Raw genomic sequence first — 26,087 nt, 5'->3', positions numbered from 1 at the left:
AAGAGGGCCCCATTTTTGTGCAGCAGAAACCGGCTTACTGGGCCAGCTTCTTGTGCCGTACACGGTGCGGCTGGGCAGCAGCATCGCCCAGGCGCTTCTTGCGATCAGCTTCGTACTCGGTGTAGTTGCCCTCGAAGAACACCACGTTCGAGTCGTCCTCGTAGGCCAGAATGTGGGTGGCCACACGGTCCAGGAACCAACGGTCGTGGGAGATCACGATCGCGGCGCCCGGGAAGTCCAGCAGGGCTTCTTCCAGCGAACGCAGGGTTTCGACGTCGAGGTCGTTGGACGGTTCGTCGAGCAGCAGGACGTTGCCGCCCTCCTTCAGGGTCAGGGCCAGGTGCAGGCGGCCACGCTCACCACCGGAGAGGTCCTTGACGAACTTCTGCTGGTCACCGCCCTTGAAGTTGAAGCGGCCCACGTAGGTGCGCGACGGGATCTCGTAGTTGCCGATGCGGATCATGTCGGAGCCGTCGGAAATCTGCTGGAACACGGTCTTGGCACCGTCCAGGTCCTCGCGGCTCTGGTCGACGCAGGCCAGCTGCACGGTTTCGCCGATTTCGATGCTGCCCGAGTCCGGTTGTTCCTTGCCCATCAGCATGCGGAACAGGGTCGACTTACCGGCACCGTTACCGCCGATCACGCCGACGATGGCGCCTTTAGGCATGGCGAACGACAGGTTGTCGATCAGCACGCGATCGCCGTAGCCCTTGCTGACGTTCTTGAACTCGATGACCTTGTCGCCCAGGCGTGGGCCGGCCGGAATGTAGATCTCGTTGGTTTCGCTGCGCTTCTGGAATTCCTGCGATTGCATTTCTTCGAAGCGTTGCAGACGTGCCTTGGATTTGGACTGGCGGGCCTTGGCGCCTTTGCGCACCCACTCCAGTTCCTCTTTCATGGCCTTCTCGTGGGCGCTCTGCTGCTTGGATTCCTGCGCCAGACGGTCCGACTTGGCTTCCAGCCAGCCCGAGTAGTTGCCTTCGTACGGGATACCGGCGCCGCGGTCCAGCTCGAGGATCCAGCCGGCGACGTTGTCGAGGAAGTAACGGTCGTGGGTAATGGCTACCACGGTGCCCGGGAAGTCGTGCAGGAAGCGCTCCAGCCAGGCCACCGAGTCGGCGTCCAGGTGGTTGGTCGGTTCGTCGAGCAGCAGCATGTCGGGGGCCGACAGCAGCAGGCGGCACAGCGCCACACGGCGCTTCTCGCCACCGGACAGGTGCTCGATGCGCGCATCCCAGGCCGGCAGGCGCAGGGCGTCGGCAGCGACGTCCAGCTGGCGCTCAAGGTTGTGGCCGTCGGCGGCCTGCAGGATGGCTTCGAGCTTGGCCTGCTCAGCGGCCAGCTTGTCGAAGTCGGCATCAGGTTCGGCGTAGGCCGCGTAGACCTCGTCCAGGCGCGCCTGGGCGTCCTTGATCACGCTGACCGCTTCTTCGACCACTTCACGCACGGACTTGTTCGGGTCCAGTTGCGGCTCCTGCGGCAGGTAGCCAACGTTGATGTCGGGCATCGGACGGGCTTCGCCGTCGAATTCCTTGTCGACGCCCGCCATGATCCGCAGCAGGGTCGACTTACCCGCGCCGTTCAGGCCGAGTACGCCAATCTTGGCGCCAGGGAAGAACGACAGGGAGATGTTCTTGAGAATTTCCCGCTTCGGCGGCACGACCTTGCTCAGCCGATGCATGGTGTAGACGTATGAACCTGTTTGGCCGTGTTTGTCACCTTTTGCCATCTTTGGATTACCTTTGAGTCAATGATTACGCGGCTTCGGAGAGATTCCAAGCCTGCGACTGAAAATTGGTGAAAGTCATGTCTAGGTTTGAGCCAGCACCGATTCGTTACTATACTCAAAAAAAGTTATGTTTTGGAGAAGAATCGTGGGTCACCAGATCATAGAAATAAGGATCAATGGTGCTAGAAGAAAGGTATTGGTGCAAGAGCACATTCCTGCTTACTACCCGAACCTATATGTGACCCTTGAGCAATCAAGACGGGCATTAAACACGCAACAAAAATATTTGGAACACATCGGGCTATTTGAAGATTTTTTAAAGTTTGAGTCGATCGATTTGATCGCCCGCTTGGAAGAGAGACCAACGTCTCGCTACCTTACAGATGACGAGATTTCCCGCTTTGTCGCTGATGCTGCACTTAACAAGTCGACGCTCGCTAAAAAATTTGCTGGAATCCGCATGTTACCAACGGCTTACTCAACAGTTGGCAGCACACACGCACAGCAGAGACTTGAAGCTGTGCGTGACTACACAATATTTCTTTATGACAAGCTTGGTGAGGAAGCGACACGGGGAGCGGCAATAGACGATATTGTAAGTCGTCTTAACAGGAAGATAAAAGCAGCCAAGCCTTCCTGGAAAAAGACCTCCAACAATGACATCAAAGGCCTGTCGACTGCAGAGCGAGATCGCCTATTAGAAATTATGCATCCAGAAAGCGCAACCAACCCATTTGCTAACAAAGCAATAAAACTTCGAAATTATATAATTTTGTTACTAGGCATTGATATGGGCCTGCGCCGTTCCGAAATGCTCTTGATCAAAGTTGGAGATATCCGGTGGCATAGCAGAGAGCTTTCAGTAATCAACCTCATAAATGAGGAAATTGATCCGCGCACGTTAGCCCCCCAATTCAAAACACACGAGCGTATTCTGGAGATGGGCGACGACCTTGCTTGGGCTCTTAAGCGATATATCGATACTTATCGAACTTCCAATGAGCAAACGTCTGAGGCGAAAAAACACCCTTTTCTGCTTGTCTCTCATAGACGGAATGAGGGCAAGCCACTAAGTGTTAAAGCGCTTGATGGCATTCTACCTCGGGTTGGGAAAGCCGTGCCGGAACTGGCACATGTTCATCCCCATGTGTTGCGTCATGATGCGGTCTACACTCTTCTAGAAAGCATGCGGGATGAGTTGGATATCCTTACGCCCGAGGACCGAACAACCAAGGTGCAAAAAGTACTAACTTATGCTTTCGGATGGAGCCATGGTTCTCATATGCCCAGCCTTTACGGAGCGAAATTCTGGAGAGAAGAAGCGAATAAAGCAATGAGAAAGCGCTCGGATAGATTCAAGACTATCAGAGATAGCGTTAATACAAAAAACCGCGAGGAAGGCTTACAAAGTGAATCCGTCGACTTCAGCACTTAAAGTACCCACCCAGAGCAGTTTAAGCACTTGGCTCGACACTCCACGCCTTGCCAGATGCGGCGATTTTTTCACTCCGTCCCAGCCAATGTGGTGGCCGGATAGATCATGCCGCTCAGCAATCAATTGGCAGTCCGCAATTTTTTGCGTTCCTAATAATTGGCAAGGTTGGTTGCACGCCGCCTTGGCCTACCGTATGGCAGAAGTTTCCCAGGGAACCATGGGTGTAGTAACGTCTGTCCTATCGCGCGCTGCTCTAGCCGGGCTAGACCCCCTCAACGATGATCAGCTGATAGATCTACGCGAACGCTTCAACATGGGGGAGTTCTCCAGTCTTGTCGGTTTTATGGAGTTTTGGCAAAAATGTGAATCCCTAGAACAGCGTCCGTCACATGCTCTTCTAAAAGCTTATAAATCAACCCCCAGAAAGAAGCGAATAAAAAATGATGTCATCATGAGCTTAGATCCTGAACAGGGCCCATTCACGCAGGTAGAACAAGACTCTCTGCATCATTGGGCGCATGAGCAGTTCTGTCATGGAAATCTGGATCCAGAGCGCTACCTCTATCTGCGCTTGCTAATGATCTACGGGCAGCGGGGGACACAGATTCGCATGGTAGTTTTTGATGATTTCATGAAGACTGATCAAGGCTACCAAATACGAATATTCTGGGCCAAGCAAAAAGGCGATGAAGCTGGATGGCGAGAAAAATTCGAAATCTTCAATTTGGACGAAGATCTTTATAATACTGTGCAAGCATACAAGGCGATCATACAAACCAGCCTTGAGCAAGAGTATCCCGGAAGGGCGGAGTGGAACAAGGCCATTAAGCACGTACCTCTTTTTCGCCGAAAATTATCCTATGAAGAGAAAAGTAATAGGTTAGGCGCTGTAATAGTTGACCTACCTGATTTAAGAGATCTTGAGCTTTCTCCCCTGGCAAAATTCCATGTCGCCGCCGGAGTTGCTAGAGAGTGGTTAGTGCAAATGGAAGGGATGCTGGGGTTTCCCATCTCGACGCGTACACATCAGCCCTTGAAAATTTCCAGAGGTCATCGCTTCAAGCACACACTCGGTACCGATCTTTCGAATGCTGGGCTGGATGAATGGTCAATCGCTAGCGCACTCATGCATTCCAACACTCGGACCGTTCGAAAATATCGAGCGGTATCAGCTGAGTTAATGAAGCTGATAGACGATAAGATGAGTGATCATCTCGCACTTGTTGTAGGAGCTTTTAAGGGCTCCATTGTACCGGATCGCGCGTCCGCCAAAAATGGGCAACGCCTAGACCGCCAAATTGAGGATCTTGCCGTCTGCGGCGCCGATAGTTCCTGCTATCTGGATGCACCGTTTACGTGTTACGGCTGCATTAAATTCCAGCCGCTGCTTGACGCGGATCACAGTGCCGCGCTTGCGCGACTTGAAAGCCGCCGAGCGCAAACCATCAATCACGACAAAATTACCGGAGTGTTATGGGACCGTGCCATCCTTGCCTGTCGCAAAGTGATTCTTGATTGCAATGCGCAGCGCGCGCGAGGAATAAGTGTAGGACCTTACGAATGAGCACTATCGTCGATTTTAAACCGCTCAACCATGCCGATGCTAAGGCACAACTGGATGCCTTTATCATCTGGGCTCAGATAGTTTTGCCCAAGGGAGTTGCCTATCAAAGAGTTCACGCGGGCATTCAATGGGATATGGATTCATGGCATGACTCAGGAATTCCCAGCTGCGCATTTACTGCGTATAAATCACCCAGAAATACAAATTCAAACTCAAAAGTTTTCATGCAATCCTCATTCATGGATTTCGCCAAAGCAATTATCGTTCACTACAGAGTATTTCAAGGAAAAAAATCAGCGAAAGATATGCTGTATGGCACCAGAATCCTTGAAGCCGCACTCCTGGAACTAACAGGCACTAGTGACGTAACAAAAACTTCAGCGGCGGTATGCAATAGAGCGTGTGAGCATCTGACAATCGATTACCCACGTGGCAATAGCGCGTACAGCATCAGCAAATATCTTGAGAAGATTGTCTTATTCATGGGAAACAAAGGGCTACTCGCAAAGCCCTTTCGATGGGTATCGCCGCTCCGGTACAAAGATTCAGGCACGTTAAAGGAGCAGCAGGCCAATAGCGAGCGAAAACTACCGAGCCGTGAGTCTATTCAAGCCTTAGGCGAAATTTTTAATAATGACATAACCAGCCCATTAGACATCATAACCGTCTCTGCCTGCGCTCTTTTGCTTAGCCAACCAGGTCGTATTGGTGAGCTAGCCGATGTTGAGCATGACTGCGTAGTCTTCAAAACTGACGCTGAGGGCGGGCAACGCATGTTCCTCCGCTGGTATGCGGAGAAAGGTTTCGGAGCGACTACCAAGCCTGTTGTGACAGGCATGGAATCCTCAATCGAACGTGTATTAAAACTCTTGATACCAATCACTGATGAAGCCCGAGCATATGCGGCATGGCTTGAGGACCATCCTCATGATTTTCCGCCGCATAGTGATTTACCGATCAAGGGGCCAGATGAGCCATTATCTTATGAGGAAGCTTGTGCAGCGCTGAAAATTATTTATACAGGCCGATACGCTGCGAGAACACTTTTCAAAGATCAATGGCTCAATTCCCTGTCAAATCGCAGAGCTTTAAGCCCTGACGCCCAGACAGTATTGGATGAAATAAGAGAAGGCTGGGACATCAGTAAAGGGCAGCGTGTCTATGAAAACGGTAAACTGAACCGCTTTGAATTTACAGATAAAGCCGTTATCACGTTACGAAAACTGAATATTCTCATTCGTGAAAAATATCTACCTAAGCACTTTCCCTTTACCACACCTGCTGAGGACGGTAAAAAGCGCGTGAAGTATCGTGATGCGCTGTTTACCGTGCGAACAGGCTCTCTGCCCAATGAAACAAAGAGCCCCGTCGCAATGCAGCGGGACTTTGGAGTTGAAATCTCCGCCAGCCATGTTCGGATGGTGGCCCAGCTAGGAGGCGCTTCACATTCGCAAAGCATCTTCCAGCGGCACGGATACGGAGAGCTCAAGGTGAACACTCATGCTTTTCGTCATGAGCTGAATACGGAGATGCATCGGGCGGGACTTTCACAACTGCTAATTGATGCATTTTCAGGACGCACTAACCAGGGTTCAGTTTATAATCATGAAAGCATCAAAGAACGCACCCAGGCTGTGGCGGCGGTTCACCCAAAGACCAAGCAGAGCAACACAGCGAAGTGTTTTGAAAAAATTGTGACCAATCAGCCAATTAAGCTCAGCGAGCTAGTTGATCTTAGCGAAAGCGATCAGGATCGCATTATACATAGAACTCACCTAGGCCTGTGCATTCACTCGTTTGAGAGTGAGCCTTGCCCTAAAATGGGCGCATGTCTAACTTGTGGAAACTTGGGATGCATCAAAGGTGATGATGTAAGGCTAGCCAACCTGAAAGAGGAGAGATTATATCTGAAACAGCGTTATGCGCATGCGGTTGCTGCTGAAGCCAGAGAGGTCTTTGGCGCATCTGAATGGTGCAAAAAAACAGCATTGGACCTGCTCAAGTGCGATGCATTGATCAAAGTTTTAGAAAACCCTGAGCTCAAAAACGGCGACATTGTGTGGAATAGCGATAACGGTTGGAACCTGACAAAAAATGCTGCCGCCATGGCAGGATTGATTGACGCAAAATCAATAACAGAGCCGACACAAACGGCATTGCCATCGTTAAAAGATCTGTCAGCCATGCTGGACAATATTGAGGTATAGCAATGGGACACTTAACAAAAAATGACGAAGTTCGCATAATTAAGCTGATTGAAGACTGGGCAGAGCCAAAGTTAACATGGCCCCTTCTAGTAGATGTTTGCAAAAAGAAGCTCAATATCAGTCGCGCGCGTCAGTCCTTAATGAAATTGCCAGCGGTGAATATGGCAATGAAGTATCGTAAGGCTGCACTCAAGGCTCCGACTGAGAAGCCTGGGTGGATTAAAGACATTCATCTTGCAAACGAGCGTATTGAAAAGCTGACTGAAGCTAATCAGCAGCTAAAGGCTATCAATCAGCAGCTTCTTACCCGCTTCCTCACATGGCAGGCAAACGCTGATATGCATGGTTTATCTCAATCAATCTTAGATCGGCCACTGATTCAATTCAAAAAGTAATGAGGAAGCCGAGCTCTAGAAATTGCAACTCAGCCCCGCGGCTAAGCGTCAGATCAACCAGGATCCATAGAGGCTGGGCGAGATCAAGAGACTTTCGCGCTAACCCTTTGAATGGTGAAGGACCTGGGGTCCGAGCGTGCAACCGCTCTCAATCAAAGGTGCGTAATTTCGCCTCGCGACAACAGCCCGCCGGACAGCCTCTGATTTGCACAGCGCCCATGAGAATTGGTTTTACTGAACTATTGACGAATTACCTACGTGATTTAAGAGCGCTCTGCGCCATCGCGAACGGAGGAATCGTAGCTCTGAAGCATGCGAATTAAGCCGTATGATCGGCCTGTAATGCGAAATAAAGTCCCTCTAAAAAAAATTTTAAACGGGCGTATTTTCTAGGCTTCACAGACACGCCTCATGCTTTGGTGTTCCACTGGATCAACCTGGCGCTATTGAAGGGGCTGAGCATGGCGTGCGCGCCTCGGCTGCTGCTGCGTTGGCACAACTGAGGTTCTCTGTAAAATACCCCGTAAAATGCTCGGGAAGCTGTGAGTATGCGAAGCGCAGAAAGGTCCGTGAGCAAGCCAACCCCAGCTGAAATAGTGCCTGCGGGATGCAGCTTGTAAACCACTTTTTTTACCTGTAAACCACATAGGTTTACAGGTAAAAAAAGTGGTTTACACGGCCTTCGCTGCCCGCGGCGGATGACAGCTGTTGGCCGTTAACTGCCCGCAGGCAAAGGCAGCTTCGGGTCGAGAGTAGCCAGTCGCGACGGACCGCTTTCGACCCACAGCCGCCGTTAGAGACATGCAGCAATCGGCCTAAAGCCCCCATCTGAAGAGCAATAGATGATCGCTTGGTTGCCGTTACGGGCATCCCCTTTGAGCTTCAGGGGCCAACGCGCCCCATTCCTCCCAGAGAAAGCAGGTGACCTATGCGCCTTGAGGCCTGCTTCATGTTCTCTATCAGGGAAGGTACGTCACAGTCTTCCTTGCGGTACTGCGGTATCGTCGCAGAGATTGAGCCAGCAATCTGCCCATCGATGAAAATCGGAACGCCGATACCAAAGGCGCCTAGAACCCGTTCACCATCACCCACCGACCATCCTCGCTCTCTGATCGACTGAAGGTCAGCCCGAAGCTTGGAGTGCGAAGTGATTGTCGCATCGGTGAGTTTCTCCAGTTTCAAGCCCTCAGCAAAATCTGCTGGCAAGTGGGCCAGCACAGCCTTACCGGCGCCACCGGCATACAGCGGGACATCAACCCCAGTTTCCAGTTTGTACTGGATAGGCCTCCAGCCTTGAGTAACATCAAGGAACTGGGCTTTGGAGGTAGTTCCGTCAAACGAGAGATACGCGATTGTTTCTCCCGTTTCCTTCACCAGAGAATCGACTATGGACTTGCAGAGCTTCACCGGAGAGTAGGTTTCATTGCTGAGTAGTGCAGCCCACTGGTGTAGCCGGGCAGCCGGGTAAATCACCTGCCCGTCGATATGGATCAAACGTTCAAGGGTGGCAGATTCAATAATTTTCTTGGCAGTTGCCGCATTGCATTGCAACTGGGCGGCCATGCCCAATCTGCATTTGTACCCATTGGGCTCCGCGCACACCAACTGCAGCAGCCCCTCAAGCCGGGCAACAATAGCACTGTCTCCATCGCTGACTACCTCACGACCGAAGCTATCCGACACGCCTACTGCCTGTGATAACCGATCAGCAACCTCATCAAGTTTGGCCCGGGCGGCATGTCGTACCTTGGCATCAAGGCCCCCAAGATCGTGAAGCGATACCGAAATCACCAGCCCCGGTGCCAACCTCCTCACCACCATGGAGACCGCTGAGGGAAACTCGGACTCCGAGATGCTTTGGGGTGGTTCGATCGGTGTTTGGCGAGGTGGGATGTCATCCGGCGACGGATGCTTTCGAAGGAACTCACTGAACCCTCTACCGATATCTCCGAACTCCAAGGGGAAGGGATTTCCGCTCTTCGGTCTGAAGAACAAGGTGGCCGGGGCTTCACCACAGTGAAGAACGTAGTAGCCGTTCAAATGCGGCGCATAGACCGACAGTAAGGCTGCTTGCTTTGCACTCTCCGCCAAGCCATCGAGGAGATGCCGAGCTGTATTCACCAAAGCACTGCGATTATTCAAGGCGTGCATCAGTACCCTGAAGCGCGGGCCCACTCGATACTTTCCAACCCCCTCTTCAACCGCAAAATTTCGGTCAACCAAGGCCACCAAGATGCGGTTGACGGTACTTCTGCTCTCTCCAAGATCGTGGGCTAGCTCTCTTACGCCCCACGCGTCTCCATCCGCTCGTCTGACCAAAGCATCCATTACCTCAATCAATCGACCGTGGCTGGATGTGGCTGCAGGGGCTTTGGAAGCCAGAATTTGAGAGGGCGCGATAGGCATTTGATCAGCTTGCTGAGCATCAAGAAGGCTCCATTTTGTGCCGGTTTCGAGCCGCAGGGCAATCACCGCCTGTTGACAATAACGCTGGGCGCGAGGATTCTTAAAAAAACAAAACAGGACACTGTCCCATTTTTTAAAGAATGGACGTGATCCACAAAGTGGAGTGACCTATGAATAACAACAATACGTTGACGGAGTCCGTCGCTATGCCTGAGCCTGGAATCGAACGCAAGACCAAAGCCAAGAAGGCTACCGCTGCTGCGGTATTCGGGACGTTCGTTGAGTATTACGACTTCAGCATCTACGGATACCTTGCTGCCACCCTTGCCTTGGTCTTCTTCCCATCAGACGACCCGACAACAGGCCTGCTCAATACCTTCCTGGTTTTCGGCTCTGCATTCCTCGTCCGCCCGATTGGCGCTGTAGCGTTCGGTTGGCTGGGGGACAAGGTAGGACGCCGCGCTAGCCTGATCGCGAGCATCACCCTGATGGGGGCTGCTGCGACACTCATCGGCCTGCTGCCTGGCTATGCGCAAATCGGCGTCTGGGCCCCCATCCTCCTCGTTGCACTTCGCATGCTGCAGGGCTTCTCTGCCGGCGGGGAAATTGGCGGTGCGGCTAGCTACATCCGTGAGTGGGCTCCAGCCAATCGTCGCTCGCTATACATCTCTTTCCTGCCGTCGATTGCTCAGTTTGGTAAAGGTCTTGCCGCAGCCATCGCCGGCCTTGCAGCTGCATGGCTGACCGACCCACAGATGGCTGATTGGGGTTGGCGTATTCCGTTCCTGTTGGCACTGCCGCTGGGCATCATCGGCCTGTGGATGCGCCTGGGCATCGAAGACAGCCCGGAATTCGAATCGAAAAAAGCCGAGGAGAACAAAGAACACAGCGCACCTTTCGCTGAGCTCGTGCGCGACTACATGCGCCCGCTCACTAAGGTCATGATGATCTCCCTAGTGCAGAACATCGGCACCTACATCGGCACCGTTTTCATCGCTGCGTACTTCAGCTCAATCCTCGGCTACTCGAAGGGACAGGCTTCCACTATCGTTCTGGTGGCTGTCAGCTTTGCAGCCCTGATGATTCCGTTAGCAGGTCACCTCGGGTCGATCATTGGCAGTAAAGCCGTGCTCCGCCTAGCTTATCTCGGCTACGCCGTTCTTTCCGTTCCATCGTTCCTGCTGATGCAGCAAGGCCAGGTAAGCATGGCCATGGCCGGTCTGGCCTTGGGAATGATTCCTTACGCGCTTTGCCTGGCCGGCACCTACTCGGTCATGCCTGAGTTCTTCCCTACCCACGTTCGCCACACCGGGGTCGCCTTTGGCCACAGCGTCGGTGCCGTTATCGGCGGCGGCATTGGGCCTTTCATGGCGACCTGGCTGATCGGCGCCACCGGCAACCAGACGGCTCCCGCTTTCATCCTGAGCGGTGCCGGAGTTCTGGGCCTGATCGTGCTGTGGACTGTCCGCAGCCAAGCAGCTGCCGACGACAAAAAACATCAATTCGCCTGAGTACTACCGCATGCCTCTCATTTACGTCACCAGCCCCATTCACGAAACAATCCTCAGCCGACTTTCGGATGTCGGGGAAGTGCGTCTCGGCTACGGCCCTAATGCCGTTGGGTATGAAGAAATCCGTAATCAGGTGGCTGCCGTGTTTTTGCGTGGCGGCCACATCAGCGCTGAAATGATCGCTGCCTCGCCCAAGCTGCGGATTGTTGCTCGCCATGGCGCCGGCTATGACAACGTCGATTACAAAGCAGCCGCCGACCACGGGGTTTGGGTCACGAACACTCCAGGTGCAAACCAGCGCAGCGTGATTGAGCATGTCTTCGCGTTGCTCTTGTCGCTGTGCCGCAAGCTGCCGCTGGCATCCGAACAAACCCGCAATCGGGTCTGGGCAGAAGACCGCCTTTCGCTGACCGGTATCGAACTCGAAGGACGCACTTTGGGCCTGGTGGGGTTCGGCAACATAGGCTCCAGCGTTGCACCTGTTGCTGAAGCCTTCGGCATGAAAGTGATATTTACCGACCCCGCCATCGACCCGAGCTCAGACAGCCGCTGGGTAGACTTCGACACCCTCCTGTCTACGGCTGATGTCGTGAGCCTGCATGTCCCTCTGCTGGAAACCACTCGCAACCTGATCGGAGCACCTGAGTTCGCCAGGATGAAAGACGGCGCAATGCTGATTAACACCAGTCGTGGTGGTGTTGTCGACGAGCAAGCACTGGTCGACGCCCTCAAGAGCGGAAAGCTGGCTGGCGCGGGGGCTGATGTACTCGCTGCCGAGAACATCGACATGATCAAGCCGTTCGACCATACCACGCCGGACATCGCGAACACGCCCAACCTGATCGTCACTGCCCACGTCGCCGGCCAGACCGATGAATCGTTGATGCGCGTAGGCATGAGCGCACTGGAGGCCATAGCCGCCGTACTCAAGGGCGAAGCACCTGCTCACCCAGTCAACCAGCCTGTGCCGAAATCGTTCAGCTAAGCCTTTTTCCGAACTGGAGGTATTCAATGTTCATCAATGTGTCCGATGAGTCGATCACCGTTAATGCCACCTGGGAGCGAGCTGACTTGACGTTGATCGAGGAAATCTCGCATTACCCGGTGGCACTCATCGGCGACGTACTCCACCGCATGGGCATGATGGCTTCGGCTATTCGCCACACCGCCGGTAAATCTACGTTCTTCGGCACCATCTTGCCGCTGAACACTCGCGAGGGTGACAATCTCGCTATCCATCGTGCGTTGGACGAGGCACAGCCAGGGGATGTACTGGTCATCAACGGCAACAGCGAAGTGAACCGCTCAGTGTTCGGTGATTTGCTCGGTGAGATCTGCCTAGCCAAGCAGGTTGCAGCGGTCGTCATCGATGGCGCGGTACGTGACATTGAAGAACTCGACAGCATGGGGCTGCCTATCTACGCCCGTGCAGTAAACCCAGCAGGCCCCTCAAAATGGGGCCCAGGCCAGGTCGGCGTTCCAGTCGCCTGCGGTAATGTCGTTTGCTATCCAGGTGATGCCATTATCGGTGACCGGGATGGCATCATCGTAGTTGCTCGCAGCCTCCTGCCAAACTTGGCCGAGAGGGTGAAGCTCCAGGACGGCTACGAAAACAGCTTCCGCGAAAAAGTACGGGCAAGCGTACGCTAAACGCACATAACCCTTCGTAGATAGCGGCCTCCCACGCCTCGGCATTTCCGCACCGAGTGGCCGCTATCTACACCCCCGTTATCTGCTGAGTGAATCAGCTTTCGATAACGAGAAGTTGCCCGGTCGATCCCGACACGATCGTATTGGTTACCACATCAACAGGTCGTAAATCACGCTCACCTGAGGGCAGTGAATCGCCCCCGGTTTTGTCCGTCGTGAGTGTATACACGCAGGTCACTGAAATCCAAGCACTGATCAATGCCGCGCATTAGGCCGAATGCTGGCCAACGCAAGAGGCCGCTTAGGGTCGATAGCTGTCAGTCGTTGATGACCGGTCTCGACCCATAGCAGCCTTACGGGACAGCTAGTGCCCATGCTTATTTTTATGATTGTGTTTGTGGCGATGTCCATCATCGTTGGCCAAACTGTTGCCAACTGCACCTCCCGCCGCACCTCCCAGTCCTGCGCCGATCAAGCCACCGGTAGAACCACCAACGCTGTTGCCAATTACTTGACCGCCCACAGCCCCAAGCCCTCCTCCAATAGCTGACTCTGTCTTGTTGCCGTGTTTGGCCGTCATTGCACCGCCGGCTGCACCACCGATACCTGCGCCGATTGCGGCACCTGTGCTGCCACCTACGGCCTGGCCTGCAACACTTCCGAGGGCGCCGCCAAGCCCTCCCCCAATAGCCGTATTAGTTGTTTCATCGGCGAATACATAAAGAGATACAAAAAGACTCAACGCAACGACACACAATGATCTACGCATCGGACAGACCTCCGAAAATTCATGAGAGAAGTAAAGTCTGTGGCGCCGATATGATCGGGTCAATGTGTAGTCGGTGGTGCCTTAATCTCGATCAATCAATTGACGAAAAGGTCTCCGTCTGTCCAGCAATTTTCTGCCTGGTTATGCGTTCTGTTGAATTTCAAAGCAGCTGTGGGAGCGGGCTCGCCCGCTCATGGGGGCGCAGTTAATCGCGGTTTGGACTAATCCAAATTCCTAGCTAGCCTATCTAAGCAGCAAGAATCTTTCGCTGGCAGTTGCCGAACCGGTACAGCGTGTCCACTCAAAAGGAGCTTGTAATGACATTATTCGCGAAACCGTTCGGCACCTACGGCCGCTCTGTGTCGGCGGGCAGACTCTGGAAACTCAGTTCGACTTTCTTCCTGGCGAGCGCCATTGCCATTGCTTCGCAGGCGTGGGCGGAAGAAAAGGCCAAACCAGCCACAGATGCAACGAAGGCGGCTAACGACGCGCTTCTAAAGGAACTGCCATTTAACGACAAGACTTCCTTCGAGCTGGCCCACAAGGGCTTTATCGCTCCTTTGCCTGCGGAGCCGATCAAGGGCCCCTCCGGCAACATGATCTGGGACCCGGCTAAGTATGGTTTCATTAAGGAAGGTACAACAGCACCGGCCTCCACCAACCCGAGCCTGTGGCGGCAGTCGCAGCTGATCAACATTTCCGGCCTGTTCGAGGTAACCGACGGTCTTTACCAGGTGCGAAACTACGACCTGTCAAACATGACCATCGTCGAGGGCAAGGAAGGCATCACCATCATGGACCCGCTGATCTCCTCGGAAACCGCCAAGGCGGCCCTGGAGTTGTACTACAAGCATCGGCCGAAGAAGCCGGTGGTCGCGGTGATCTACACCCACAGCCACGTCGACCATTATGGCGGGGTGCGCGGCGTGATCAATGAGGACGACGTCAAAGCCGGCAAGGTCAAGATCTACGCTCCCAAAGGCTTCCTCGAACATGCCGTGGCCGAGAACGTCATGGCCGGTACCGCGATGAGCCGTCGTGCCAGCTACATGTACGGCAACCTGCTGCCGCCAAATGAAACCGGTCAGCTGGGTGCAGGCTTGGGGACCACCACCTCCGCCGGTACCGTGACCCTGATCCCGCCGACCGACATCATCGAGAAAACCGGTGAGAAGCACGTGATCGACGGTCTGACATACGAGTTCCTCTACGCGCCAGGCAGCGAGGCGCCGGCGGAGATGCTCTTTTACATCAAGGAGAAAAAGGCTCTCAACACCGCCGAAGACTCTACCCATACACTGCACAACACTTACTCGCTGCGCGGCGCGAAGATTCGCGAACCGCTGCCGTGGTCCAAGTACCTCAACGAAACCTTGAAGCTGTGGGGGGATGACGTACAGGTGATGTACGCCATGCACCACTGGCCGGTCTGGGGCAACAAGGAAGTAAAAGATCAGCTGTCGTCCCAGCGCGACATGTACCGCTACATCAACGACGAGACCTTGCGTCTGGCGAACAAGGGCTACACCATGACCGAGATCGCCGAGCAGGTGAAGCTGCCTCCGTCGATCGCCAACCGCTTCTCCAACCGTGGTTACTACGGCTCGCTGAACCACAACGTCAAAGCCACCTATGTATTGCACTTGGGCTGGTTCATCGGCAACCCTGCCACCTTGTGGGAGCTGCCGCCGGATGAGCAAGCCAAGCGCTACGTCGACATGATGGGCGGTGCCGACGCAGTGCTGAAAAAGGCCAAGGAGTACTACGACAAGGGTGACTATCGCTGGGTGGCCGAGGTGGTCAACCACGTGGTGTTCGCCGACCCAAGCAACCAGGCAGCGAAGAACCTGCAAGCTGACACGCTGGAGCAATTGGGTTACCAGGCCGAGAGCGGCCCGTGGCGCAACTTCTACCTGACCGGTGCCCAGGAGCTGCGTAACGGCGTGCAGAAATTGCCAACCCCGGACACCGCCAGCCCCGACACCGTCAAGGCAATGGACCTAGACCTGTTCTTCGACTTCCTGGCCATGCGCCTGAAAGGGCCTGAGGTGGGCGACAAGCACATCACCCTGAACCTGGACTTCACCGACCTGAAGCAGAAGTACACGCTGGAGATGGTCAACGGTGTACTCAATCACACCGAAGGCATGCAAGCCAAAGACGCCGACGCGACCATTACTCTGACCCGCGACACCTTGAACAACATCATGCTCAAGCAGACCACGCTGAAAGACGCGGTCAGCAAAGGCGACGTGAAGGTCAACGGCAACGAGGGCAAGCTTGAGGAGTTGATGAGCTACATGGACAACTTCGACTTCTGGTTCCCGATAGTCACACCTTGATTGCTCCCTTGACGCAGTTGGGCGTCAAGCAGGACACCGATTATTCGGTGTCCTGCTCTTTTTAAAGTGTGGAGTAAGGGACTATGAGCACGACATCTCCAGTCAACCTTGCAAAAAGGTTGGTGCCCGCAACACTGCTTTGTTTGTCGCTCCACAGCAACAATGTGCTGGCCGGCGGCATCTTCATATATGAGGCCGGACAGGAAAGCAACGGCTTGGCCAACGCCGGCTCGGCGGCGCTAGCGACAGATCCCAGTGTGCTGATGAGTAACCCCGCCGGCATCGCGCTGCTACCTGGCACGCAGATCAGCGCCAATGCACAGGTGATCTTCGGAGACATTGGCTTCTCCCGTGGCAGTAACAACCAGTTTGATGGCAACGAGGGCGGCAACGCCTTGCAGTATTTGCCGGGGGCCAGCCTTTTCATCAGCCATCAAATCGACGAGCGCTCGGCCATCGGTTTCGGCATGTACGGGAACTTCGGCCTGGCCCTGGATTATGACGATGACTGGACTGGGCGCTATTTTACCCAGGAGTCAGCAGTGATCGGAGTGTCATTCCAACCAACATTTGCCTACAGGTTTACCGACGATCTCACTCTAGGCATCGGCCCGCGCATGATGCTTGGTTATTTCCGTACCGAGATGGCCATCGATAACAGCCTGTTGGGGCTGGTTGACCGCCCAGACGGCCAGCTTGAGTACAAGGACACCGACTTCGGCATGGGCGTGAACTTGGGCCTGATGTACCAGCTTGATCCGCGCACGCGCCTGGGCTTCGCCTATACCAGCAAGGTGAAGTTGGAGTTCGAGGACAGCCCGCACGTCAGCGACATCAACAACCCGATCATCAACGCTGCACTGAACCGCCTGGCCGTGGATACCCTGGAACTGGACATGAATGTTCCGCAGACGGTGACTTTCAGCGTGGCCCACCAACTCGATGAGCAGTGGACCCTGCTGGGCAGTCTGGGTTGGCAGGATTGGAGCGACTTCGGCGATATCGGCGTGGAAGTGGACGCCAACGCCGCAGACGTCAGCCGCACGGTCGACCGCAAATACAAGGACACCTGGCATGCCTCGGTCGGTGCTCAGTACCAGATGAGCAAACAACTGCGCTGGAGCTTCGGCGTGGGCTACGACAGTTCGGCTGTCGATGACAAGGATCGTACTGTCGACAACCCGATGGGGGAAGCCTGGCGCTTCGCGACCGGGGTGAACTACCAGGTCGAGGAAGGCTTGGATTTGCATGTGGCCTACACCTTGGTCTGGCTCGGCGACATGGACGTAGAGCAGACCAAAGCGCGCTCCGGCAACTCCCTGTCGGGCAGTTATGACAATGCCGCCCTGCACATCATTGGCGGCGGAGTGACATGGCGCTTCTGACGCATTGAACGCTGAAGACCATTTACCGCAAAGGAGAGGCTGTATGAAGAGCAAATCGTTGGTTGCAACAGTGTGCCTCGCATCGCTGCTGCTGCATGGCTGTGCCAGCAAGTACGTGGAGCCGGACCAGTACTCGGGCTTTCTGAAAGACTACAGCAAACTCAAGGAGGATAAATCGCCATCGGGCGCGGCGGTCATGCGCTGGATCAAGCCTGGAGTTGATGTCAGCCAGTTCAGCAGTGTGTATGTCGAGCCCAGCCAGTACTACCCAAAGCCACAGCCAACTGAAAAGATCCCGCAGCAAACGTTGACCGGGATTACCCAGTACTACGACCAGGCGTTGAAAACCCAGTTCTCCAAAGCCTTGCCGTTGGCCACCAGCCCAGGACCAGGCGTGCTGGTGGTACGTCCGGCAATTACAGGGGTAAGTGCCAAAACCAAGGGGCTGCGTCCTTATGAAGTGATTCCGATCGCGCTGGTCGCTGCTGGTATCAGCACGGCCACCGGTATCCGCGACCAAGACACCAGTGTTGCCACCGAGGCTGCGTTCATCGATGGTCGCTCCAATGAAGTCGTCGCCGAGGTGGTACGCAAAGGCGCCGGTACCGATCTTGAAAACTCCTCGCAAGTAATGCAGGCCAAGGATGCTCGCGTGGTGCTCGATGGTTGGGCGAGAGACATGGTCAATGCATTCCAGGCGCTGAAAAAATAGCTCGTATGTCCTCCTGGCGTGCCGGCTGCGGCAGGAGGACCTAGAGGCTTTGAGTAGTCTTCAAGTGAGACGCTTCACTTACTGGAGGTGCGACAATGAGTACCGTGTTGCTAAAGCTCAAACATGAATTCATGAAGGTACTTCCCCCAACCTTGTTCTTCTTTGTGATCCTGCACATCGTGGCGCTGATTCGTGCACTGATGATCAAGGGCTCAGGGGTCGAGTTGCCTGTTTCAGCTTCCGTGCTGATCGCGTCCATGGTCCTCGGCAAGTCGGTACTCGTTGCTGACATGCTGCCGTTCATCAATCGATTTCCCGACAAGCCCCTGATCTGGAACGTCGCCTGGAAAACCGCAATGTATGCCTTGGTAGCCCTGATCGTTCACTATCTAGAGCGACTGTACGATTACTGGAAAGAGGCGCCCGGGTTCGTCGATGCCAATACATTGTTATGGTCGTCGATGAACTGGCCACGCTTCTGGGCGATTCAGATCCTGTTGATTACCCTGATCTTCATGTACTGCGTCATCGCAGAATTGGCACGAGTGATTGGTCGTGATCGACTGAAAATGATGTTCATCGGCCCACTGCCGCCAAAAACGGCTGAATCTACGGAGGGCAGCTGAGGAGTCAGTCACTGGTTCAGGGAGAATTCTCAGGGGGATGCTCGAACGTCCGCTATGGGTCGATAGCTGCCAGTCGTAGATGGCTGCTTTCGACCCGAAGCTGCCTGTCGCCAGGCTTGAGCGACCCCTGTGGGGAGTGGGTTTACCCTCGAAGAATTCAACGCGGTAATGGCACCGGCTCCATCGGTGTTCGCGGGTCAAACCCGCTCCCACAGGTCCCCGCTTAATCGACAAGTCATGTGCTATTCGGAGCTTATTCTGTCTGAAACAGTGCTACTTGAGTGGGTATCCGCATAGGGTCGGTTAGCGCCTCTGGATCGGGCTGAGCATCCTTGTCCTCCCGCACCTGGAGGACAAGCCATGAATGCCATTACGACCAGCCGCCATCAGCTTGGGACAAAGGAAAAATTGGTCGGGTAGAAAGCTCCGCTCCGATTGAAAGATATCTGGGCCATTCGGTTAAGACTCAAATCACACCGCCTGTCCGACATCCCTCCTACCGGCCATGGCGGTGCCGTGACCGCTGGGATAGGTCCAGGCTCAGGTTGTAGTTCGTCATGACTCAGGTACCGCTAAGCTGGCGAAGCTTCAGCCCTTGTCAAGAATTTCCCCCCTAACGCGAGCCAATAGTTCGTCCAAATTGCCTCCAGATTGCAGCAAAAAACTTTCGGCCAAGATGCTAAGTGGGTGCACGCCGATCATTTCTGCAATTGAGGTCAGCTTGTTGACCGTTACAGCTTTCATACCTCGCTCCAGGGAGCTAATGTAGGTTCGACTGCTGATGCTGCCGAAGTCCTCTTGGGTAAAGCCCTTGCGGAGGCGAGCATTGCGTAATGCCTGACCTACAGCATCATTCAGTTCCATTTGCGACTCCTGCAAAAGGAACGATGAAGCGTCATTGAACACTAAAGGACTACAATCTATAGTGTTCATTTTTGGTTCGAGGTAGCCCGTATGTTCGTGACCCATCCAGGCGCTGAGCTACGCGGTAACCTGCGATTCGCTGACGGCAGCAGGCAATGGGCGATCGTCGAGCAGGAGCTGGCCGTACCTTGGCTGTATGTGTGCATAACCCAGTTAGATGAGAGCTTCGATTTTCAGCGCATGATGCTAGTTTCGTGCGTGGAGCATTTTCGTCAGCTGCTGGAAGGGCTTCCGGCCAGCGCAACCGTGACGCGCATCATGAGCGTTTTGCCCAGCCAGGATGGCTCCGGAATGTGGTCCATGGTGCCTGTTCAGGCAATCGAATTGAGTGAGCAAGATGAACGACCAATGTTCATGATCAAGCTTGCCAACGACCTGCACTACGAGGAACCGGTCAGGATGCAGACGTCACTTCCCGATCAGCGGATAATATATCGCGCAGAATGACGTGACCGTCATCTATAACCGCGAATTGCAAAGCTACGCCCTAGCTTAACCTGTGAGCATGTACTAAATCGCAAAGGCGTTATGATCCACCAAAATCACTACTTATGCGGCCAACTTGGAACACCCAAGGATTATGATCTAGCGCGAAACTCTGCGAACATTTCGCTCTTGGCTTTAGCCTCCATTTCCTCAGTATAGCCATATCGTCGGGCTATTGGCATTGTGATCGAATCAAGTTTAGCTGCAGCCTCACGAAAAAGCTCAGTCGCCTCTTGCAATTCCTCTATCATGTCGGAGCGACCCGACTCATGCATGAATTCGATAGCTCTACTAGAAAAATAACTATGTGCAAGCCAGTTCCGCCTTTGCAACACCGACCCAAGTAGAGTCGAAACTTCTTCAGTGGGCTGCCCTTCGTTTTTGAGCTTTTGAAGCAGTCTCCCCATAGTTTTACCGAGTTCGACTTCCTCATACCTGTCGAAATCCGAAGCCCACTCAGCCGCGTTACTAAACCCCTTCAGCTTTTTAGGAAAAAACTCCAAAAACATGAGATGAATAAACATGGACTGCTCTACACATTGAGACCAGTACATGGCCAATCCATAGTAAGCATAAACATCGCGCACCTGCTCCTCTTCATTCATATTATTCGCACCCCATCAAATTCCTCATGATCTACAAGAAGTCAGGAAGCGCCCACCTAAATTCTCAAGTGTTCGGAGCTTCTCATCTTCCACGCTGGCGATGAATAGTTGAAAAAAAATCCTTAAGCCGCTGCGATTTATTAAATGTTTTCTTCTCCGGCGCGGACTGGAATCCTGACAACCAGCTTTCGTAGTCCTCGTCCTTCGGCAACAAACCTTCCTGCTCCGCCTTTTCCCAGGCGAAGCTACTAACACCTAGAGACTCTTCCCGAAACTCTTTCTTGTATTTCTTGGCTACGTGAATGCCGTGTTTTCGAAGGTCGTCACAAAGCTTCATGCTGAAAAAAATTGCATCATTTGTATACAATGATAGCGCCTGAACATAGCATCCATACTCTAGATTAGCCTTACCTTTCGCATAAGGAATGCCAAAGTAAAAGTGATGTATTTCTGCTCCCGCTGGCAGCCTATCCTCTTTGATTATTAAGATAAGCTCGTTCCGCCCCTTTAGGGCGTCATTCAAATTTTTCACAGCATCAGCTAATGCTGTAACCGACGCGATAGCTCGTCCTGTAGTGGATATTTTTCCCATTACGATATCTTGAAGGGCTGAGATGGGTGGCGTGATCTCATCCAGCCGATTAAGATTAGGCGCCATCTGAAAAGCAGTTGGTCCGTTGCCCATAGCCACTTTTTGCTTGTAAAGCTCGAAGGCTTTGCAGTCTTCATCGTACGATTCTTTCATTGCCTTGATATGCTGCTTCTTGAGTGCGTAAGCAAGATTAGCAATCGTATGCGCCAGCATAATACCAGTATTGGTGCTCCGCAGCTCTTTCTGTAATTCGTCGCGAAGTTTGCTCCTACCCGCAATTCGCTGAGCTGCCCAAGCACCAAGCCACGCACCGATCAACGCTGTAATGAGGGCTGCCGTAGCTGTCATAATGAACGGGAACCATTCGAATTTATCCCAAAAATCCGATTTCGTTCCCCACGATGCAGAGGCTGTAAACACACCGTTGACTGGTTCCCACAACCCCGCCATTGAAACTCCCTCATGCTATTCGCGACATATAGCCAACAATCATAGTAGTAGCCCATTAAATGTGATAGAGCTGGTGAGAACAAGCGGGTGCCCTACCGGCATTGGGCAACCTTTACTCTCAAAATAGCAACTAGGAGGAGCCACCATAATGCGTACTTCAGTTGGTGTGGTGGCCCCGTCAACTAAGCGTAAACAACAGAGCTCTGGCTAGACGCTCTCGCTTTGCAAACTATATCGCGGCCCGCTGACGTGCCTCCTCTCTTGTCTGCAACTGCAGAGCCAGGGTGGCTTGAATCTCGGTGTATAATTGTGCCTGCTCGTTATCGCGGTCTGACACCGTCACTACAAGCGCGTAGGGCTCTTCAACCAGCACATCCGGATGATTCCACTCCCGATCCTGGCGAATTACCACCACGAACCACTTCTCGTCCGGATTGCGCTGCTTAAAGGTCCATTTTGAGGACTGCACAGTGCCTCTGCTTCTCAGCTGCGCAGAGATATCCCGATTGGTCGCTGCATCGTCATTTCGTGTCTCTGCTTCGTCCTGGTTTTCCTTGTTGAAGTGAGCCTGCACTTCATCAAGCGACTTACCTTTGACCAACCTGTAGCTAATCTGCGTGGCAAGATAATCCAACCGCGTGGTTCTCACAGCTGGCGAATAAGCGAGAGTCACGCTCAATTCCCTCAGCCCTCTCGCTTTGCGCAGATAAGACGCTGGCAGTGGCAACTCGAAGAACTGACAGGCGTCTTTTTCAATCGTCTCCTCGCACATTAGCACGACGCAGTGATCCGAGGATCGGAACAAATCGCTTTCGTTCACCTGCCCATAGCCGGCAACGTCGCGAGAAATCTCACGGTTATAGGTGGCTTTGTTGACCTTGTATCCCTTCCTCATTTCGTCAGAGAAAGTGGTCTCAATCTCGCTCGGCAGCGAGGCATGATTCACCAGCATCGCTCGAAGCAAGTTAGCCGAGGCGTCCGGATATTCATTGAGTAAACGGCCGGAAAGGTAGGTGATGTAGGGGGCAGAGAAGCTCGTACCGCAGATTTCTTTGAACAGCGTATTGCCCTGAAACTGGTAGTTCAAGGTCAGAACACCCAGGCCGCGCATTTCCGTCTTCCACTGGCTATTCCTGAAATGCACCGGGCACGCCAGGTTTCCTCCATGAGCCACCAGCTCCGGCTTCAACGCGCCTTTAACCGACGGGCCATGACGCGTGAATGGCGATGGCTGATTCTCACAGGAAGGAGATAGCTGATGAATTTCAGGATAACGCTGACTGTCCACGGTAGCATCGTGTCGAGCAATACTCCCGACCGTTAGCACGTTCATTGCCGGTGCTGGATCAATGATGACGCTGGTCTCGTGCAACAGGTACTCGGGGTACTCTTCGCGCCAGCTATTGATAGGTACAGCAGGGTCAGATGACCCCATGAAATTACCGGTCGAGACTACGAACAGGACGTTGTGCTTACGCGCAAGCACATCCAGGATGTAAGCCAACCCGCGAACGTGGCTGCCGTCATAGGGAGCATTACTGTTCCCCAATGAAAGGTTGAAAATTCTGCACCCTAAACCTACGAAGTGCTCAACAGCCTCCGTCAGAGTGGCCTCAACGGTGTGCTCGTCGTAAATAGGATTCTCGGTATCTGGGCATTTCCGCATGACCTTGCCGTTATAGAGCCAAAACTCCGGCCGCCAGTAGTTACTGCGGTCACAAGCTTCAACGTCACCATACAGAGCGATGCCGGCTACAGCGGTACCGTGCCCCACTTCATCGAATTCGTCTTGGCCTTCAACGAATGATTCACTCTCGGCAATTGCGGATCTAAGAAGTGGATGGTTGGTGTTGATCCCACTGTCGAGAATGCATACTCGTGCTGCTTCGAGGGCAGGTTGCGGAATGTTGCCTGGAAGCTCAGATATATCTCGGTTCAGCTGGGCATAAGTGATGCCGGTCTGCGGTATCCGATCGACCAGACGCACATCGCTGTGATTCAAAAGCAGGTCAGCCTGCGCCTGAGTAGTTTCAACGCGATACATGACCAAGCTGTCGTAATTCAGCTTGTGCACAGTCTGGATACCAGACTCTTCCAACCATTTCTCAAAACCCGTGACGAGGCGAATCCGCGCTGGATGATTCATGACGTAGTGAGGCCATAGCTCAACATCCAGCTTAAAGTTCTCGCCATCTGGGAGGCCAAGATTGCGCAGCGCCCAGCTCTTCCTATCCTCTGCAGACCAGGCATCAATACCCTCGATGGCTTCGAGAATCTGCTTATAGCTTACGGTTTGACCCAGGACGCCGAGCTTGTTCAGGTGGTCTTGGAAAACCGCTAAGCCCTGCTCGGTGGCGAACACGACGCACACCTGCTTGCCTTCCTGACTGATGAACTCCAAGCCATGCTTTTGGAGATTTTCGAAGGTCATCGCGCCGTCATACTGCAACTTAAGCACGAAAGGGGAGTTTTCTGCGGACTTAATTTGCTGGCGCGCAATGCCTGCGGCAGTGGCGAAGTAGCCGTTCAGCTTTTGACCATGCCCGCGCAAGTCACCTCGTTTGGCGAACTTTGGCGGATTTTTTGTCCGGCGGGCATTGTCGAGATTTTCGCGCTCAAAGCTCAGGTGCTTGTACGTTGCCATTCATCATCCTTGACTGCAGCGGATCAGTGTTTTCGAAGCCCCTCTCGCACCAATGCACTACGAAGCTCTTTGATGGTGAGGAACTCTTGGTTTCGCAATATCATACGCTTAATGGCACGCCGAACAACTCGTTCGACATCGGCACCACTTTTCCCTTCAAGCTCTGCCAGCAACTCGCCGTCATCTAGCTCAAATTGTCGGCGAATACCCCGCAACTTTAGCTGCAACAATGCGGTAAGCTGTTTTCTATCAGGAAGTGGAAATTCAATGGCGTCATCAAACCGGCGCCAAATTGCTGAGTCAAGAATACTTTCGTGGTTGGTCGCTGCCAAAATGAGGCTCTGGCCATCGTAAGCATCCATCATCTGCAATACAGCATTGACCACACGGCGGAGCTCACCGTGATCAGAACTATCACCACGCTCTTTGCCAATCGCATCAAACTCGTCAAACAAAACAACCAACTGATGCTTCGAAATGAACTCAAACACCTTTCGCAGGTTGGCGGCAGTTTCTCCGAGGAACGACGACACCAGTGCGTCGAGCCGCACGATAGCCAATGGCCGGTCCAGCTCGAAGGCGATCACTTCGGCCGCAAGAGTCTTACCGCAACCTGGTGGACCGAAGAAAATGACCTTGCCTGAGGGCTTCATACCGTAGCTGCGAAGGACCTCAGAGCGGCGATGCTCCTCAAGCATCTCCTCGATCATGACGGCACTGCTTTCAGGTAGGATGATCTCTTCGAGCGATCGCTTGGGCGGCCTAATATCGAGAAGCGGAAGTCCACGCTCCTTATCTACAGGAATGTCAGCGGTAAATTGCGGTTTACGTGCAGACTGAACATGCATGTCGCCGCCGTAAAGAATCTGTTCCAGATCATTGGCCAGAAGGTGGTGCTGTTTTTGCCGCTCTTCTTCGATAATAGCTTCCGAAGCACGACGGAAGGCCGCCTGATCCCCGAGTGTTCCGGCCTTGAAGAGCTGCCGTAGTATTTTTCCGTTAGCCATTTGATAGGTCCTGCAATTAGGTTGTTTCTCAGAGTCGTCAACTCATGAAACCAATTCTTGCCCTAAGCAGTACAACTAACAGGCTGAATCAATGAGAGCTAACATGAACGGACTCCTTTCCAATAATCACTATAGTGCAAACTCTAAAAACTCTTACACTAAGCCTACTGCAAGAGTATCGCCTAGGGTGGCTATTTGTCCAGTATTTCCAAAGCCTCAGCTCGGATTTTCAATGACAGTCGACGAGCGGCTTTGCTTGCGAGGACGATGAGCCGCCCTCTGTAAAAACGCCACTCCAAGGATAGTCAGATACCCGCACACCCAGCATGCTGGCCGGGAGAACCTGCAAGCATCTGCAACTAGATAACTTTCTCGCTAAAACTAGAACGTCGAACACTAAGCATGATCCATGCGTGCACCACAACACCTAAAAATTCTGCAATCTTATACCGTTATCAAACTTCTCAGCTGTTTGTTCAGCCTGCAGGGTGCTTAAGACCTGTAATTGAAGAGATTGGAGTTGCGCTACACATGCGATGACCGGCGAAGCGGGCTTGGTGCCAGATGAAAAAGTTAAGTTTCGAGGCTACATCTGGCCCGAAAAGCGCCAAAAGTTTACTAAAAAATTATACAAAGCAACGTTTTTAC

Annotated in this window: 20 protein-coding genes; 12 read left to right on the top strand and 8 right to left on the bottom strand. The window is 53.4% G+C overall.

The features are described 5' to 3' along the window. Window positions 1-34: 34 nt before the first annotated feature. Window positions 35-1,729: an energy-dependent translational throttle protein EttA gene (gene ettA / locus KU43P_RS03685; protein ID WP_176512210.1), complete on the bottom strand. Its 1,695-nt coding sequence runs from the start codon at window positions 1,727-1,729 to the stop codon at window positions 35-37. A 145-nt stretch (window positions 1,730-1,874) separates the two neighbouring features. On the opposite strand from ettA, the gene KU43P_RS03680 reads away from it, so the two are divergent. The 4 genes from KU43P_RS03680 to KU43P_RS03665 are packed head-to-tail and all read left to right on the top strand — an operon-like array spanning window position 1,875 to window position 7,330. Next, a complete protein-coding gene (locus KU43P_RS03680; RefSeq protein WP_176512211.1) occupies window positions 1,875-3,164 on the top strand; it encodes a site-specific integrase in 1,290 nt (429 codons plus the stop codon). Further along, window positions 3,139-4,728 carry a site-specific integrase gene (locus KU43P_RS03675; RefSeq protein ID WP_176512212.1) on the top strand — a complete coding sequence of 530 codons (1,590 nt, stop codon included), beginning with the start codon at window positions 3,139-3,141 and terminating at the stop codon, window positions 4,726-4,728. Before KU43P_RS03680 ends, KU43P_RS03675 begins: the two co-directional genes overlap by 26 nt. Next, a complete protein-coding gene (locus tag KU43P_RS03670; protein WP_176512213.1) occupies window positions 4,725-6,935 on the top strand; it encodes a hypothetical protein in 2,211 nt (736 codons plus the stop codon). The genes KU43P_RS03675 and KU43P_RS03670 overlap by 4 nt, the downstream gene beginning before the upstream one ends. Before the next feature lie 2 nt (window positions 6,936-6,937). Beyond that, window positions 6,938-7,330 (top strand): hypothetical protein, encoded by a 393-nt coding sequence (locus tag KU43P_RS03665; protein ID WP_176512214.1) that lies wholly within the window; start codon window positions 6,938-6,940, stop codon window positions 7,328-7,330. Between the two features lie 882 nt (window positions 7,331-8,212). On the opposite strand, the gene KU43P_RS03660 is transcribed toward KU43P_RS03665, so the two are convergent. Continuing rightward, the gene (locus KU43P_RS03660) at window positions 8,213-9,802 is read right to left on the bottom strand and encodes an IclR family transcriptional regulator C-terminal domain-containing protein (RefSeq protein WP_176513928.1); all 1,590 of its coding nucleotides are present in this window, start codon (window positions 9,800-9,802) and stop codon (window positions 8,213-8,215) included. Between the two features lie 104 nt (window positions 9,803-9,906). On the opposite strand from KU43P_RS03660, the gene KU43P_RS03655 reads away from it, so the two are divergent. From KU43P_RS03655 to KU43P_RS03645, 3 genes are read left to right on the top strand one after another with little or no spacing between them, the layout of a single operon-like run. Next, a complete protein-coding gene (locus KU43P_RS03655) occupies window positions 9,907-11,247 on the top strand; it encodes an MFS transporter (protein WP_176513926.1) in 1,341 nt (446 codons plus the stop codon). Between the two features lie 10 nt (window positions 11,248-11,257). Next, window positions 11,258-12,232: a hydroxyacid dehydrogenase gene (locus tag KU43P_RS03650; protein ID WP_176513925.1), complete on the top strand. Its 975-nt coding sequence runs from the start codon at window positions 11,258-11,260 to the stop codon at window positions 12,230-12,232. Window positions 12,233-12,258: 26 nt separating this feature from the next. Beyond that, window positions 12,259-12,897, top strand: coding sequence for an RraA family protein (locus KU43P_RS03645; protein ID WP_176513924.1), 639 nt, complete (start codon window positions 12,259-12,261; stop codon window positions 12,895-12,897). Between the two features lie 364 nt (window positions 12,898-13,261). Here the strand turns inward: KU43P_RS03645 and KU43P_RS03640 are convergent, their stop codons facing one another. Continuing rightward, a complete protein-coding gene (locus tag KU43P_RS03640; RefSeq protein WP_176513923.1) occupies window positions 13,262-13,666 on the bottom strand; it encodes a glycine zipper domain-containing protein in 405 nt (134 codons plus the stop codon). A gap of 317 nt (window positions 13,667-13,983) precedes the next feature. Between KU43P_RS03640 and KU43P_RS03635 the strand changes: the two genes are divergently transcribed. The 4 genes from KU43P_RS03635 (at window position 13,984) to KU43P_RS03620 (ending at window position 18,731) form a co-directional block, all read left to right on the top strand. Further along, window positions 13,984-16,008 (top strand): alkyl/aryl-sulfatase, encoded by a 2,025-nt coding sequence (locus tag KU43P_RS03635; protein ID WP_176513922.1) that lies wholly within the window; start codon window positions 13,984-13,986, stop codon window positions 16,006-16,008. An 83-nt stretch (window positions 16,009-16,091) separates the two neighbouring features. Continuing rightward, window positions 16,092-17,393 carry an OmpP1/FadL family transporter gene (locus tag KU43P_RS03630; protein ID WP_176513921.1) on the top strand — a complete coding sequence of 434 codons (1,302 nt, stop codon included), beginning with the start codon at window positions 16,092-16,094 and terminating at the stop codon, window positions 17,391-17,393. A gap of 43 nt (window positions 17,394-17,436) precedes the next feature. After that, window positions 17,437-18,105: a DUF3313 domain-containing protein gene (locus KU43P_RS03625; protein WP_176513919.1), complete on the top strand. Its 669-nt coding sequence runs from the start codon at window positions 17,437-17,439 to the stop codon at window positions 18,103-18,105. A gap of 95 nt (window positions 18,106-18,200) precedes the next feature. After that, window positions 18,201-18,731, top strand: coding sequence for a hypothetical protein (locus KU43P_RS03620; protein ID WP_176513918.1), 531 nt, complete (start codon window positions 18,201-18,203; stop codon window positions 18,729-18,731). 588 nt (window positions 18,732-19,319) lie between these two features. Here the strand turns inward: KU43P_RS03620 and KU43P_RS03615 are convergent. Beyond that, complete coding sequence (locus KU43P_RS03615; RefSeq protein WP_176513916.1) at window positions 19,320-19,595, bottom strand: helix-turn-helix domain-containing protein; 276 nt, start codon at window positions 19,593-19,595, stop codon at window positions 19,320-19,322. 90 nt (window positions 19,596-19,685) lie between these two features. Between KU43P_RS03615 and KU43P_RS03610 the strand changes: the two genes are divergently transcribed. Next, a complete protein-coding gene (locus KU43P_RS03610) occupies window positions 19,686-20,102 on the top strand; it encodes a hypothetical protein (RefSeq protein WP_176513914.1) in 417 nt (138 codons plus the stop codon). Window positions 20,103-20,233: 131 nt separating this feature from the next. On the opposite strand, the gene KU43P_RS03605 is transcribed toward KU43P_RS03610, so the two are convergent. From KU43P_RS03605 to KU43P_RS03590, 4 genes are all read right to left on the bottom strand, one after another. Continuing rightward, the gene (locus KU43P_RS03605) at window positions 20,234-20,746 is read right to left on the bottom strand and encodes a hypothetical protein (protein WP_176513912.1); all 513 of its coding nucleotides are present in this window, start codon (window positions 20,744-20,746) and stop codon (window positions 20,234-20,236) included. A gap of 82 nt (window positions 20,747-20,828) precedes the next feature. Further along, window positions 20,829-21,788, bottom strand: a complete 960-nt coding sequence (locus tag KU43P_RS03600; protein WP_176513911.1) for a hypothetical protein — start codon at window positions 21,786-21,788, stop codon at window positions 20,829-20,831. A gap of 229 nt (window positions 21,789-22,017) precedes the next feature. Continuing rightward, window positions 22,018-24,432, bottom strand: a complete 2,415-nt coding sequence (locus KU43P_RS03595) for a S8 family peptidase (RefSeq protein WP_176513908.1) — start codon at window positions 24,430-24,432, stop codon at window positions 22,018-22,020. 23 nt (window positions 24,433-24,455) lie between these two features. Then, on the bottom strand, window positions 24,456-25,439 hold the full coding sequence (locus KU43P_RS03590; RefSeq protein ID WP_176513906.1) for an AAA family ATPase: 984 nt from the start codon (window positions 25,437-25,439) through the stop codon (window positions 24,456-24,458). Window positions 25,440-26,087: the final 648 nt, after the last annotated feature.

The organism is Pseudomonas sp. KU43P, assembly GCF_033095865.1.
In the GTDB taxonomy this organism is placed as follows: Bacteria; Pseudomonadota; Gammaproteobacteria; order Pseudomonadales; family Pseudomonadaceae; genus Aquipseudomonas.
This window is presented reverse-complemented; position numbering and strand designations above follow the sequence as displayed.